This window comes from Staphylococcus sp. 191, from assembly GCF_011174885.1.
Taxonomy (GTDB): domain Bacteria; phylum Bacillota; class Bacilli; order Staphylococcales; family Staphylococcaceae; genus Staphylococcus; species Staphylococcus coagulans.
In genome coordinates this window covers 43,954-58,742 of record NZ_PNRJ01000014.1, presented here as the reverse complement: position 1 = coordinate 58,742, position 14,789 = coordinate 43,954, and the positions used below count along the sequence as shown (strand labels likewise).

Annotated in this window: 8 protein-coding genes and 2 pseudogenes; 8 read left to right on the top strand and 2 right to left on the bottom strand. The window is 38.4% G+C overall.

Annotated elements, in window-relative coordinates:
- Nucleotides 1-773, bottom strand: a pseudogene (locus C1H58_RS09575) (MSCRAMM family adhesin SdrC); the annotation flags it as partial.
- Here C1H58_RS09575 and C1H58_RS09570 point away from each other — a divergent pair.
- The 8 genes and pseudogenes from C1H58_RS09570 (at nucleotide 754) to gtfB (ending at nucleotide 13,464) form a co-directional block, all read left to right on the top strand.
- Nucleotides 754-2,856 (top strand): LPXTG cell wall anchor domain-containing protein, encoded by a 2,103-nt coding sequence (locus tag C1H58_RS09570; RefSeq protein ID WP_165546060.1) that lies wholly within the window; start codon nucleotides 754-756, stop codon nucleotides 2,854-2,856. The pseudogene C1H58_RS09575 and the gene C1H58_RS09570 overlap by 20 nt on opposite strands.
- A 106-nt stretch (nucleotides 2,857-2,962) precedes the next feature.
- Nucleotides 2,963-4,220: pseudogene (gene secY2, locus C1H58_RS09565) on the top strand (accessory Sec system protein translocase subunit SecY2).
- A gap of 10 nt (nucleotides 4,221-4,230) precedes the next feature.
- The gene (asp1, locus tag C1H58_RS09560) at nucleotides 4,231-5,781 is read left to right on the top strand and encodes an accessory Sec system protein Asp1 (protein WP_165546059.1); all 1,551 of its coding nucleotides are present in this window, start codon (nucleotides 4,231-4,233) and stop codon (nucleotides 5,779-5,781) included.
- Complete coding sequence (gene asp2, locus C1H58_RS09555; RefSeq protein ID WP_165546058.1) at nucleotides 5,771-7,318, top strand: accessory Sec system protein Asp2; 1,548 nt, start codon at nucleotides 5,771-5,773, stop codon at nucleotides 7,316-7,318. The genes asp1 and asp2 overlap by 11 nt, the downstream gene beginning before the upstream one ends.
- Nucleotides 7,302-8,213 carry an accessory Sec system protein Asp3 gene (gene asp3, locus C1H58_RS09550; protein WP_165546057.1) on the top strand — a complete coding sequence of 304 codons (912 nt, stop codon included), beginning with the start codon at nucleotides 7,302-7,304 and terminating at the stop codon, nucleotides 8,211-8,213. The genes asp2 and asp3 overlap by 17 nt, the downstream gene beginning before the upstream one ends.
- The gene (gene secA2, locus C1H58_RS09545) at nucleotides 8,213-10,597 is read left to right on the top strand and encodes an accessory Sec system translocase SecA2 (protein WP_103356277.1); all 2,385 of its coding nucleotides are present in this window, start codon (nucleotides 8,213-8,215) and stop codon (nucleotides 10,595-10,597) included. Before asp3 ends, secA2 begins: the two co-directional genes overlap by 1 nt.
- A 16-nt stretch (nucleotides 10,598-10,613) precedes the next feature.
- Nucleotides 10,614-12,122, top strand: a complete 1,509-nt coding sequence (gene gtfA / locus C1H58_RS09540) for an accessory Sec system glycosyltransferase GtfA (protein ID WP_165546056.1) — start codon at nucleotides 10,614-10,616, stop codon at nucleotides 12,120-12,122.
- Complete coding sequence (gtfB, locus tag C1H58_RS09535) at nucleotides 12,115-13,464, top strand: accessory Sec system glycosylation chaperone GtfB (RefSeq protein WP_165546055.1); 1,350 nt, start codon at nucleotides 12,115-12,117, stop codon at nucleotides 13,462-13,464. The genes gtfA and gtfB overlap by 8 nt, the downstream gene beginning before the upstream one ends.
- A 119-nt stretch (nucleotides 13,465-13,583) precedes the next feature.
- On the opposite strand, the gene C1H58_RS09530 is transcribed toward gtfB, so the two are convergent.
- Nucleotides 13,584-14,771 carry a thiolase family protein gene (locus C1H58_RS09530; RefSeq protein WP_165546054.1) on the bottom strand — a complete coding sequence of 396 codons (1,188 nt, stop codon included), beginning with the start codon at nucleotides 14,769-14,771 and terminating at the stop codon, nucleotides 13,584-13,586.
- Nucleotides 14,772-14,789: the final 18 nt, after the last annotated feature.

Below are 14,789 nucleotides of genomic sequence, written 5' to 3'. Positions count from 1 at the left end.
AAGACATCGACATCAGTGAGTGCGTCAGCATCTGAGTCGGCGAATAAAGCAAGCGCGTCAGCGTCCGTAAGTGCATCAGCATCTGAATCAGTGAACAAAGCATCAGAAAGTACATCAACATCAATAAGTACATCTGAATCTGAATCGGCAAGCAAATCAAGCGAATCAACTTCTACAAGCACATCAACATCGGTAAGTGAATCTGAATCTGCATCAGCAGTTAAGAGTGCATCGGTATCAACAAGTGACTCAACTTCAGTAAGTGAGTCAGACTCTGCATCAGTGAACAAAGCATCAGAAAGTACATCAACATCGATGAGTACATCTGAATCTGAATCGGCGAACAAAGCAAGCGGATCAGCGTCAGCGAGCACGTCAACATCAGTGAGTGCGTCAGCATCTGAGTCGGCGAATAAAGCAAGCGAGTCAGCGTCCGTAAGTGCATCAACATCTGAGTCTGCAAATAAAGCAAGCGAATCAGCATCAACAAGCACATCGACATCAGTGAGTGCGTCAGCATCTGAGTCGGCGAATAAAGCAAGCGCGTTAGCGTCCGTAAGTGCATCAACATCTGAATCAGCGAGCACGTCAACGTCGGTGAGTGCGTCAGCATCTGAGTCGACGAACAAAGCAAGCGAATCCGTTTCAGTAAGCACATTGACATCAGTGAGCACGTCAACGTCGGTGAGTGCGTCAGCATCTGAGTCGGCGAATAAAGCAAGCGAATCAGCATCAGCGAGCACATCAACATCGATGAGTGCGTCAACAGGCAAACCATTAACAACAGATTTACCAATCGGTGTAATTAGTGAATCAATGAGTACGTCAACGTCTGATAAACTTCCTACTAATGTATCTGAGTTAATCAGTGAGTCTGTAAGTGTATCAACAAGCCAATCTACCGTTGATTCTATGTCAAACGCGTCTAGCGTGAGTCTTAAAGATCAACAATCATTGTCAGCTTCACGTTTGACTAGTGCGTCGATGCGTGCTATGAGCAGTAGTTCAACAAGTACATCCGCTTCTGATTCACAATCAACAGCGATGTCTACAAATCTTGAACTTAAGTCCACTGAACAGTTGAGTGAATCGACAAGTGTATCAGAGCGTAGTTCGTTTAGTCGTGCTATGAGTGAGTCTGAATCAATGAGCATGTCAGCAGATCAATCTAATGAAACTGTTGCAACAATGAGTCAGTCTGCAAGTGCAGATAAGAGCACGTCAATCAGCACTTCAACTAGCAATTTGGCATCAATGGCTGCTTCTGAGTATGAAGCAAACTCTGTTTCAACATTAACAAGTGCATCGATGAATGCTTCTCTAAGTGATTCATTGTCTGCACAAATGTCAGAAAAACAATCATTGGCAGAATCTCAATCAGAAAGTGCGTCAGCAAGCACATCAGAATCGAATTCAAAAGTAGATGCTGATAAAGCAAGTGTATCCACAAGCGTTTCTGAATTTGGTTTACAAATCCAATCATTATCAGTGAGTGCGTCAACAAGCGTGTCATTGATGTTTAATGACATCAGAAGTCTTTCAGCTAGTGCATCGATGAGCACATCGTTATCAACAAGCGCAATTGAAAGCTACAAAAATCACACACCAAGTGAGATGGCTTCAGCTGAGTCAGCATCATTATCAGTAAGTACTTCGACAAGTGATTCAACAGTTGCTTCTACATCAGCAAGTCAATCGGGTATATTGAGTGCTTCTGAACAAGCATCCATGAGCCAACGAGTATCTGAAAGTACTTCTATGAAAAATGCGTCATCTCAATCACAAATTGCGTCGAAATCAGAACAAGCATCATTATCTAAGTCAGCGCATCAGTCGGTACAACATTCGACAAGTGAGTCAGCATCACTTTCCAAATCAGCAAGCCTTTCAGAATATGAAAAAGCTTCACAAAAAGCTGCAGAAAGTGCATCAACTTCTACTTCAATCGTAGAACAAGCATCAGCAAGTGCATCGATGAGTACAGCTTCAAGTGTATCGATTTCAGTATCGAACTCTGACAAAGCATCGTTAAGTCATTCAGTAGAAGAAGCACGTTTGAATAGTAAATCTATGAGTGCATCATTGAGTGAAATAGCAAGTGCGGAAGCTTCAACATCAACATATGCATCATTGTCAGCAAGTGTAAATCAAGCTGTATCTGAAGTAGCGAGCGCGTCAACAAGTGCTTCGTTGAGTACTTCAACAAGTACATCTGTATCAGAAGCAATGTCTGTAAATGCAGATGAAAGTGCGTCATTATCAGCATCTCGTCATATGAGTGATTCAGTAAGTATGTCTACAAGCGCATCAGATAGCTTGTCAACATACGAAAGTGTATCAATGAGCCTTTCTGTTAAAGAATCACAATCTATGAGTACATCAACGTCCGAAAGTGAATCAGCAAGTACGTCAATGAGTGCATCAACGTCAGAAAGTGGATCAACAAGTATGTCAATGAGCACATCAGTGTCAGAAAGCGAATCAACAAGTATGTCAATGAATGCATCATTGTCCGAAAGTGAATCAGCGAGTACGTCAATGAGCACGTCAGTGACAGCAAGTGGATCAGCGAGTACGTCAATGAGCACATCAATGTCTCAAACTTCATCTGATAGCGAATCGTCTGCTATGAATGCAATGACAAATGCGACACCTTCGATGGATGCGCAAACAATGCAATCATCAGACACGCAAACGCAACAAGCAAAAGCATCTGAACAAACATTACCAGATACGGGTCAAACAACATCACAAAGTGGCTTGTTTGCAGCGGTTGCAGCAATGTTTGCAGGTCTTGGATTGTTAAAAAAATCTAAAAAAGATAAAGAGGATGATCACCAATCATCTGAACAATAAAATTAAGTTCAAACATGGTAGAAGGGGCTAGAACAATAAAGTCAAAGGGATAGCCCCTTTGACCCCATGTTTTATATAAAAGAGGGTTAATGTGAGAGGTAATATCATTAAACGTATTTTTAAACAATATGAATACAAAATTCTACACAAAAGAATACTGTTCACAATTCTTATTTTATTGATATACATATTAGGAAGCCATGTTCCAATCATCAGTGCACATGCAATGAAACATCAGGGCAATGGGTTTTATAGGCTAGCTGTTTCTAATATGGGGGGAGATATTTCAAGATTGAATGTTTTTTCACTTGGACTCGGTCCATGGTTAACAGCATTGCTTATTATTAGCTTATGGTCTTACAAAAATATTGAGAAATCGATGAGACAAACACGAGCGGAAAAGCATTTTAAAGAAAAGTTTCTGACTTTAATTTTGAGTATTGTGCAAGGCTGCTTTGTTTTAAATCAATTCGTTTATCATAGTCATTTAAAACAATCCAATGCATTGCTTTTATTATTAATTTTAATTGCGGGCTCAATGATGCTCGTTTGGCTTGCCGATCAAAATGTAAGAAATGGCGTTGCCGGGCCAATGCCAATCGTTATGTTAAGCATTGTGAGATCTATATTTAATCAGCATGGACCTAAATTAAATATAGAAACATACGAAATCTTCATTGTCTCAGCATGGACCTAAATTAAATATAGAAACATACGAAATCTTCATTGTCACTGTATTGATTGTGGCAGCATTATTTACTTTATTGCTGATTGAATTAATAGAATACCGAACAAAATATCAAGATATTTTGGATGTTTCAAAAGAAAATACGGTGAATTATTTAGCATGGAAACTCAATCCAGGTGGAAGTCTATCCATCATGATTAGTTTATCTGTCTTTCTACTATTAAATAGTACGTTAAATCTAGCACTGAGTTTGACGATAGGACAGACTGCCCATATTAAAATTTTTTCTTTCGATAATTATATCGGCATCAGTACGTATTTATTGATACAGATCGTATTAGGGTATTTTCTGTCACGATTAATGATCAATACGAAGCAAAACTCGAAAAACTTCTTAAAAAATGGAAACTATTTTATAGGTGTTCGGCCTGGAAAAGAGACATCCGCTTATCTCAATCGTATGGCTACAAGAATATGTTGGTTTGGAACGTTTATTGTTGGGATTATCATTGGCATACCGTTGTATTGCTCATTATTTATCCCACATTTGTCTCAACAAATATATTTAGCCGTACAATTGATTATTTTAGTTTATATTGCGATTAATATTGCAGATACATTTAGAACCTATCTCTATTTCGATAAGTATCAACATGTTTTAAAACAATATTGGTGAGGAGAGAATTATGAAATGTTTTATCCCGGCTTGGTATAGCGATGAGAATTGGTGGCAAAGCCATGCCAAACCCATCTTTTTTAAAAAATCTAAAACAGAATTTGATGATTTAATCAGTCTGATGGGCATGCATCTTAAAAATGAGCAACCATTTGTACTTGTGCTATTAAATTATAGTCCTGATTTACGTACGTTTTTACATCGACATGACTTGTTTGATGCACATTATTGGTCATTATTTGATGAGATTCAAGGTTTTAAACATCAAACGCCGCAATCTGTGGACTATCGACAGCTCAATTGGCCTGAAGAGACAGAATTTATATATATGCCATTTTATATTCGTGCAATCACTTCGGAGTTTCAGTATTCAAATATCTATTTTAGTCAAGAGGGCTATCTCATTTGGATTGAGTCATATGAAAACGATGTGAAACGCCGACGTTATATTTTTGATGATCGCGGTTTTCTATCTAGTGTGATGATTTATGACGATAAAGGACAAGTTGATCATCAACTTTATATGACATTTGATGGTGACTGGGTGATGAAAGAAGATGGTGCTACTGGAAAAGTTGAAATTCATCACAAATATCAACCTCTTTTTAATCAAATCACTTATGCACATATGACAGACATTATTCATGAATGGTTCCAATGGTATATAGACCGTGCGGACACACCTATTGAAGCGGCGATTGTTGCATCGGATATACGCCACAATCATTTGGTTGCGGCACACATTCCATGTGAACAGCTCTGTTTTTCCATATTTCAAGGCAGAAAAAGTGCAGAGCCTGAAAATGAGTTTGCTTCAATTAAAAAAGGACGTTATTGGCTTGTAGATACTATTGATAATGAGGGACGTCTTTCGCATTATCAAAAGCAATTTCAAAGTGACAATCAAATGATGCGTATTACGCCTTTTGATGTTCAAGTTCATGCGAATATCAGTAGTCAGCTTCATGAAATGAAGATAGGTGTATGGATAGACGGGATTGATCCGTTACTATTCGAATGCACAATGGCGCAATTGAAAGTGGAAATGCAACAGCATCCTCAAGTCCGTGTGGAATTGTTGAGTAAAACACATGATGTGATACCCTCATGGATTAATGAAACGATGCAGCATATCAATCGTGAATTGAGTGGAAATAATTCAACACCTGAAATGATTCGCGATATTGTAGGCGATGAAGCAATCGAATATGTTGTGTTGAAAAAAGTGCCTTTTGAAAATCAACTTGTTGAAGCAATTGCGACGATGAGACTCATTATTGATCTAAGTGACGAGCCAGATTTGTTTCTACAAATTTGTTCAATTGGGGCAGGTTTACCACAGATTAATCTTAACCCCACAGACTATGTACAACATGGTGTGAATGGCTATCTACTTCATCATATTGATGATTTGGCGATTGCGACAGATTACTTCTTAAATCATTTAAAAAATTGGAACCGTGCTTTTGCTTATTCGATGAAGTTAGCCAAACATTATGCATCTCATCAAATCGTCAAACAATTAGCGCATTGGATAGTGGGTGATGAAAATGGCGCGTAAATATAAAGTCTTACAAATAGGCGGTAATGATTTGTCATCACACTTTTTAACGAAAGAGGAGGTTGTTTTTCAATTTTTAACAACCCGTGCGTTAGAAGATAAAGTGACATACGATGAATATTTGAATGATAAAGCATATGACCTTATTTTTGTACAAACTGCTTATTCGCAACCTTTAATGAAGGCTTTACAAAATATCACTGCACCGTACAACACTTATATTGATCAACAATTTTGGGGCTCAAAATTTAAATCAGAGCCACTGGTTCGTGAACGGATGATTCGTCCATTTCAATATAAGACTTCGGAAGAATGTATTCATAAATTGTTAGCCTTATCGTTCTCAGGACAGTATGGGGATAAAATTGCGCCTCACACTTGTATCGTCAATTCAAGATTTAAAGGTGACGCATACTATGATGGAAGTCATGCGATTGTGCTCACTGGAGATTTTGGGGAAGACTTTAAGCCTATTTTATCGTGGCAAAATTATTTAGTTTATGATCGTGAGAAAGTGATTCAAATATGGCCTGAGTATACTGTCACAGGCCGTGTTGAAGTTTTATTTACGCTTCGATTATTGGATTTTGGGACAGCTGGAAAATTTAGTCGAGAATTTGTCTTAAAAGGTGAAGAACTAAAATGTCCTTTAGAGATACCAGTGGCAGATGAGAATGCGTATATTCTTATTACTGCAAAGGCGAAAGGAAGCGGAACTTTACGGGTAGGTGCGATACACAAAAGATGGTCTCGAATGGAAATGGGGCAATGTATTTTAGGTGGAGAACGTTATGTCGATGAAAATCGAGAAGAGTTTCTTCATTATTTTGATCCCGGTGATTTGAAGCCACCCCTCAATGTCTATTTCAGTGGTTATCGGACTGCCGAAGGGTTTGAAGGATTTTATATGATGCGTAAATTTAAAACGCCATTCCTACTGATCGCTGATCCGAGAGTAGAAGGAGGCGCATTTTATTTAGGTTCAAAGTCTTTTGAATCCAATATTATTAAAGTGATTCAAGATAAGTTGAAATTTCTTGGTTTTAAAGATGATGATTTAATCTTATCTGGGCTTTCTATGGGGTCATTTGGCGCTTTATATTATGGTGCACAGTTAAAACCAGCAGCAATCGTTGTTGGAAAGCCACTGGTGAATATTGGGACTATCGCTGAATGTATGCGTTTAAAACGACCTGAAGAATTTGGAACCGCGATTGACGTGTTGATGAAGAATGAAAAAGCAATGGATGCGGATGCAATTCAAAGGCTCGACCGGAGATTTTGGAATGTTTTAGAGCAGTCGAATATTAAAGAGACCACCGTTGCTGTCTCGTATATGGAAGATGATGACTATGACATCGAAGCATTCAATATGCTGTTGCCGCTTTTATCCCGTCAGCATATCCGTGTGATGAGCCGCAGTATACCGGGGCGACATAATGATGATTCTGCAACGATTACAAACTGGTTTGTTAATTTTTACAATATGATTCTTGAGAGTCGATTTGGGAGAGTGACACATGAAAGAAAAGGATAGTTTTAATATTCGATGGACACAAATCACGTCCAATACATTTATGTATGGGACACAATTTCGATTTCATGCGTCAGAGACAGTCTTTCAAAATGAATTAATGCCGTCTGGAATCGTCATTCACCAATGGGAAATGATGACAAATTTTCAGAAAGATAAAACGATACCCACGTTGCCAATTTTAAAGAAAGATCAGACTTATCATTTCAAATTTGATTATGATGTGGAGCCTTCACATTGCATTTATTTTAAAATCATTTTTAAACATCGAGATAACACGGTCTGTGATGTTCAAATTATTCGTGGACATGAAGCGGAAGTACGAATGCCACAACAGGCATTTAATTATGAACTTCAAATGATTAATGCTGCTTCAAAAGTTGTGAAATTTCGTCAAATTTGTATTAAAGAAGGAGAAGATGCGCAACTGGATAATCAACTATACATCAGTGATATCCAAAATAAAGTGTCACATCTCCCTATAGTGAATATCGTATTTGTCGAAAAAAATGGAGTCAGCAACAGTGCGCTTCGCCAGTTCCCAAACTGTATCACAGTGCACAATTGGGACGTAGCATCTATGGCGCAAGCGGTATCAAATTTGACGGCACGGATCAATGCGTTAGGAAAGCAATGTTCACTTCATTTCATAGGTTATCATTCACGTTCCAATGTAATCGCGTGTGTCATGGCATCGCATATGAAAGGCACAGCATTTGTGACACAACGACCAAATCATGATGAAGTCGAAATGAATACTGATGTCGCGCATGTTGTCGTTTATCAAACGGAGGACCATTTAGATACTGGAGCATTTCAGTTAGTCGAACCGCTATTGAATCCAAGTCGACATCTTGCCATGTTACAAACTGCCAAGGTGTGTGGAGGTGAGCAATGATGCCAAATCGAATTCATGAAACAATTAACCAAGTCCGTTTAAAAAAGCTTAAAAAAATATTGAACCGGATTAATCGTTATCAAGAAGCATATCGTGCTTTACCTGATGAGGCACTTCAACAAAAAACAATGGAATTTAAAAAGAAATTAGAGCAAGGGCTAACATTGGATGACCTCTTGCCAGAAGCCTATGCAGTTGTGAGAGAAGCAAGCTGGCGCGTATTAGGAATGTTTCCTAAAGATGTCCAAGTTTTGGGTGCGATTGTTTTACATGAAGGTAATATCGCAGAAATGCAAACGGGAGAAGGTAAGACGCTTACAGCAACGTTACCTTTGTACTTGAATGCATTGTCTGGAAAAGGGGCTTACCTTATTACGACCAATGATTATTTGGCTAAGCGCGATTTTCTAGAGATGCAACCATTATTTGAATGGTTAGGGATCACTATCGCTTTAGGCTTTGTTGAAGATCCAGACCATCAATATGAAAAGGGCGAAAAGCAAGCGATTTATAATCATGACATTATCTATACGACAGGTGGACGGCTTGGCTTTGATTATTTAATTGATAATTTAGCAGATAGTAAAGAAGGTAAATTCCTACCCAAACTGAATTACGGCATTATCGATGAAGTGGATTCTATTATTTTAGATTCTGCACAAACACCACTCGTCATTTCTGGTGCGCCTCGTCTTCAATCGAACTTGTTTAAGGTGGTCAAAACGTTTGTAGAAACGCTTGTGGAAAAGCAACATTTCGAAATGAAGAAAACAAAAAAGGAAATTTGGTTGACAGATCAAGGTATTGATGCGGCGAATGCATACTTTGGTATTGAAAATATTTTTGATGCCCCTTATTTCGATTTAGTGCGCAATATTAACTTGGCTTTAAGAGCGCGACATTTGTTTGAAAATAACTTTGACTACTTTGTTTTTCAAGGTGACATCGTATTAATAGATCGCATTACTGGACGCATGATGCCAGGTACAAAACTTCAATCAGGCTTACATCAATCGTTAGAGGCGAAAGAAAATGTTGAAATCACGATGGATAGAAGTGTGATGGCGACCATTACTTTTCAAAATTTATTTAAGCAATTTAATGTTTTTTCAGGGATGTCCGCAACAAGCAAACTCGGTGAAAAAGAGTTTTTGGATTTATATACGAAAGTGGTCGTCCAAATTCCAACTGACAAGCCGATTCAGAGACAAGACTTTCCAGACCGCGTTTTTAGAAATGCCGAAGATAAAAATATCGCCATTATCGAACGGGTTCAAGCGCTTTATCAAGAACAACGTCCTGTCCTTGTGATTACACGTACTGCAGAAATGGCAGAATATTTTTCAAGTGCATTTTTTGACCTAGATATACCGAACAATTTGTTGATTGCACAAAATGTTGCGAAAGAAGCACAAATGATTGCAGAAGCGGGGCAGTTAAAAGCAGTCACCGTAGCAACCAGTATGGCTGGTCGTGGGACAGACATTAAATTGGCTGAAGGTGTGAAAGCATTAGGGGGCTTAGCGGTCATAATAAGTGAGCATATGGAAAATAGTCGTGTAGATCGTCAGTTAAGAGGCCGCTCAGGTAGACAAGGGGATCCTGGGACGTCTCAAATTTACATTTCCATTGATGATTATTTGGTTAAGCGATGGGGAGATACAAAGTCTTTAAATATGGACAAACTGATGGAAATGGATACCGATACGCTTCAAAATAGTCTTGTTTTTCAACGACGCATTAAAAAAATTGTGCAACGTGCCCAAAGGGTGTCAGAAGAACAAGGGACACAAACACGAGAGACGTCCAATGAATTTGAAAAAAGTATTAGCGCGCAACGTGAATTGATTTATGAAGAGCGGAATCACATTTTGAATATGACCAAAATAGAGCATCAGCAACTTGAAAGCATTGCGCATGAAGTGTTTACCACACTTGTTAAAAAAGCGACCGTGTCTGAAAGGATGCTCATTGATTATATTTATAAAAATTTAAGCTTTCAGTTTACAAGTGAAATATCAGCACTGAATTTAAATAACCCGAATGAGGTCATTCAATATTTAATGCAATTATTTCAAGAGCAATTGCAATATCAACAAGCGAAATTAAATACGTATTTGTACACACAATTTGTACAAAAGGCGATTTTAAAAGCAGTGGATAGTAATTGGATTAAACAGGTGGATCATTTACAAAAATTAAAATCAAGTGTGAATGCACGTCAAAACGGGAAACGTAATCCTATTTTTGAGTATCATCGTGTCGCGCTCGAATCATTTGAGTTGATGAGAGAAGCAATCAAAAAAGACATCGTGAAATACCTTTGTCAAAGTATTACAAGTTTTGATGAGAAGGGCCGATTAATCGTGCATTTTCCGAATTAGAAGAGGTGATTTCAAATTGACAATTTATAACATTAATTTTGGTATTGGGTGGGCGAGTAGCGGTGTCGAGTATGCACAAATGTATCGTGCCAAATTGCTACGAGAACTAAAAATGCCTTTAAAATTTGTGTTTTTAGAATTTATGAGTTCTGAAAATATACAAACCCTTACAGAAAATATAGGTTTTAAAGATGAGGAAGTAATCTGGCTTTATCAGTATTTTACAGATATTAAAATCGCACCGACTTCTTATACTTTAGAAGATATTAAAGCAAGCATGCATGCCGATGTGGTGAAAGAAGAGCAAGAAGGTAAGGTCAGATGGCTGACGTTGGGACAAGGGGATAGCTATGTCACTTGTTATTTAAAAAATGAACATGAGGATATTGTTGATTTTGCTGAATTTGTTATTAATGGCAAGCTCGTACGCAAAGATTATTATAGTTATGTGCGAACTTTCTCAGAATATTATGCGCCTTATAACAATAAAGCGAAACTTTTTATGCGCCAATTTTACAATGAAGATGGTTCAGTAGCTTATACAGAATATATTGATGGTGGCACGCATATTTATGCGATGAAAGATGCAAAACTTTATACTAAAGAAGCGTTTGTAGCCTATTTCTTCCAAAAATTAAATTTAACAGCTGACGATATTGTGATTTTTGATCGCGCGACTGAAGTAGGTCAAGCTATGATGCAAAATAGTGGCGACAGTAAGTTAGGGGTTGTTGTACACGCGGAACATTTCAGTGAAAATGCGACGGACGAGCATCATATTTTGTGGAACAACTATTATGAATATCAATTTACAAACCATAAAGAGGTTGATTTTTATATTACTGCAACAGAACGTCAAAAAGATATTTTGGCTCAGCAATTTAAGAAATATTTAAATGCAACGCCTAAAATTTTCACAATCCCAGTAGGCTGCTTAGATCAACTGCGGAAGCCAAACAAAAAGCGTAAACCTTATTCAATGATCACAGCGTCAAGATTAGCTAGTGAGAAACATATTGATTGGCTCGTGCGTGCAGCGGTCATTGCTAAAAAAGAAGTACCGAAACTCACATTTGATATCTATGGTGAAGGTGGCGAAAGAGTGCAGATTCAAGATTTAATTCAAAGTCATCAAGCAGAAGATTATATTCGCTTGTTAGGTCACGTTAAATTAGACGATGTTTATGCAGATTATAAGCTCTTTGCGGCAGCTTCTACGAGTGAAGGATTTGGTTTAACGTTGATGGAAGCGGTTGGCTCTGGTTTAGGAATGATCGGTTTTGATGTGAATTACGGCAATCCTACGTTTATTCGAGATGGAAAAAATGGATATCTTATTCCGATTGATGTCAAAGAAGAAGGCAATGAGGCGATTATTCAGCGTCTTGCGGATGCGATGGTGCAATACTTTAATCATGGACCTAAAAAGCCACACGATACCTCTTATCGAATTGCACGTCCTTACTTATTAGAAAATATTCAACAAAATTGGAAAGATTTAGTAGAAGAGGTGCAACATGGTTAATTTGTTCGAACATTTTGATAGTGAAACAAAAGCATTATATGATTCTTTAAGTTTAGCTGATGAACAAGCGCCAACAATTGTGCTGGAAGATGATGGTTTTTTGCCTGAAGGAATGATAACACCGTACCAATTTTTCGCGAACTATCGTGCACCTAAAAATGGACGTCCGCTTTATTTCAATGAAATTCCTGTCCCTAGATTTTGGGAAATAGAAGGGAATAATGAAGAAGCATGGGTTAAAGATATGAGTCAAAAACGTGCGATGATTCAATATAGACCGGGTGAAAAACGCCGTCATGTGAGTCATGTTGAATGGTTGAATCAGCAAGGAAAGTTACAGTACGTGGATCATTATACGCAACACGGTGTGCTTTTTGCACAAACGGTTTATGATTTAAATAGAAACATAATTTTTAGACGCTATTTTGATCAAGACGGTAAAGATGTAATTTATTACAATTTCTTAGCGCAATCTGTCGTATTAAATTGGAAAGGTGAGCAGTACCACTTTGAAAGTCATATCGCATTTTTAACCTTTTTCTTAGAAGCATTGGAGATTGACTTAAATCACTTTGTGGTGAACTCATTAGGAACGCCTTTCTCAGTGCTGTATTATCTTAATCATAGAGGGCAAGATGTCCTCTATTGGCAAGAACATTGTAAAGGAAATGTCCCAGGTAATATGGAGTTAATTTTTAATAACGATACAGGCCAAAGAGATTTCCAAATTGTAGTGACACATAAAGAGGAATATGAAGCAATTACTGAAGCGGTTAATGAAGATGCATGTTCAGTTATTCATGAGGGTGGTTATTTGTATCAATATGAAAAGACGAACACATATCAACCCCAAATTCTCACAATGACAAACACCGATCAAATTCATCATATCGCTTCAATCATAGAGGCCTGCCCATTTGCGACATTCCATATTGGTGCGGTCACTGAGATGTCGTCGGTACTCACTCAACTTGAGCGTTATAAAAATGTTCGATTATATCAAGCGATTGAATTAAGTACAGTCGAGAAGTTATATCAAAAGTGCGACATTTATTTGGATATTAATGAAGGTGGCGAAATTATCGATGCAGTTCGTAAAGCCTTCAATTACGATATGCTGATTTTAGGCTATGCAGCTATTGCACATAATCGCAAGTATACGGCACCTCAAAACTTATTCTCAAAAGAGGATGAAGTAGCAGAATTAAAACAAGCATTGCGCGATGTGCATTTGAAAAAGCGTTACTTTAAAGTACGCCAAAATTATCAAAAAACACATGCTAACGAAATCACAGTTAAACAATTTAAAACAATCCATCAATTGGCATACGGGCAAAAGTAATTGCTTAGGCGTATGCAATAAACAAACGGAGTCAGACTTTATGCGATTGATTCGCATAGCTTGTCCTGACTCCGTTTTGTTTTTGTGTTTTCGGCTTTCTCCAATGTGATTAATGTGCTTTATTCACGTACCATTTCAAAGATACCAGCAGCACCCATGCCGACACCAATACACATCGTCACCATGCCGTAACGTGTGTCTGGTCGTTTTTTCATTTCAGAGAGTAAACGTGCGGTAAGCATCGCACCCGTTGCACCGAGTGGATGGCCTAATGCAATGGCACCACCATTAACATTCGTTTTATCAGCACTGAGTCCTGTTTCTCGCATAGAAGCTAAAGTTTGGGCTGCAAAGGCTTCATTCAATTCAACTAAATCAATATCATCAATCGTTAAGTTGGCAGATTTTAACACTTCAGGAATGGCGTAAACAGGGCCGATACCCATAAGTTTTGGATCTACGCCGACTGCTTTAAAACTAACAAATCGGGCGATAGGTTTGACATTGAGCGCTTTTACTTTTTCCCCAGACATGACGACGACAAAGCCTGTTCCATCAGAAAGCGGTGCAGAAGTTGCGGCTGTGACTGTTCCGTCTGATTTAAATACGGTTGGTAGTTGGTGCAACGTTTCAACGTTCGTATCAGGGCGTATAAATTCATCTTGATCAAACGTTTCTACATGTACCTGTGGACCATCAGCATGATATTCAACCTTGTGAATATCGATAGGTATAATTTCATCTTCAAATTTACCCTCTCGTTGCGCACGTGCAGCACGTTGATGACTTTGTACGGCATAGGCATCTTGGTCTTCTCGAGAAACTTTATATGTTTGTGCAACATTCTCGGCTGTAAGTCCCATAGGAGTTGAAACACCTACATTTTGATCCTCTAAGATGGGGTTGTTTGTCGGTTCATTGCCCCCCATAGGTACAGCACTCATCAGTTCTACGCCACCAGCGACAATAATATCCCCTTGTCCGGCTATAATCTGATTGGCTGCGAGCGCAATTGTTTGTAATCCAGATGAGCAATACCGATTGACGGTTTGACCAGGCACGGACTCCGGTAGACCTGCTCTTAATGCAATTGTTCTGGCGATGTTTTGACCTTGTAAACCTTCTGGAAAAGCATTTCCGACAATGACATCATCTACCATATCAAAGCGAAATTGGCCGCTAACCCGTTTTAAGACGCCTGATAAAACTTGAGCTGCTACTTCATCAGGTCTTTCGTGAAACATAGCACCGTTTTTTGATTTTGCTGCTGCCGACCGTCCGTATGCGACAATATAGGCTTCACGCATATTCATCATCCTTTCTCA

Coding starts and splice junctions, on each gene's coding strand:
- C1H58_RS09570 (WP_165546060.1), top strand. CDS start 754: ATGAGTGCGTCAACAGGCAAACCATTAACAACAGATTTACCAATCGGT.
- asp1 (WP_165546059.1), top strand. CDS start 4,231: ATGAAATGTTTTATCCCGGCTTGGTATAGCGATGAGAATTGGTGGCAA.
- asp2 (WP_165546058.1), top strand. CDS start 5,771: ATGGCGCGTAAATATAAAGTCTTACAAATAGGCGGTAATGATTTGTCA.
- asp3 (WP_165546057.1), top strand. CDS start 7,302: ATGAAAGAAAAGGATAGTTTTAATATTCGATGGACACAAATCACGTCC.
- secA2 (WP_103356277.1), top strand. CDS start 8,213: ATGCCAAATCGAATTCATGAAACAATTAACCAAGTCCGTTTAAAAAAG.
- gtfB (WP_165546055.1), top strand. CDS start 12,115: ATGGTTAATTTGTTCGAACATTTTGATAGTGAAACAAAAGCATTATAT.
- C1H58_RS09530 (WP_165546054.1), bottom strand. CDS start 14,771: ATGCGTGAAGCCTATATTGTCGCATACGGACGGTCGGCAGCAGCAAAA.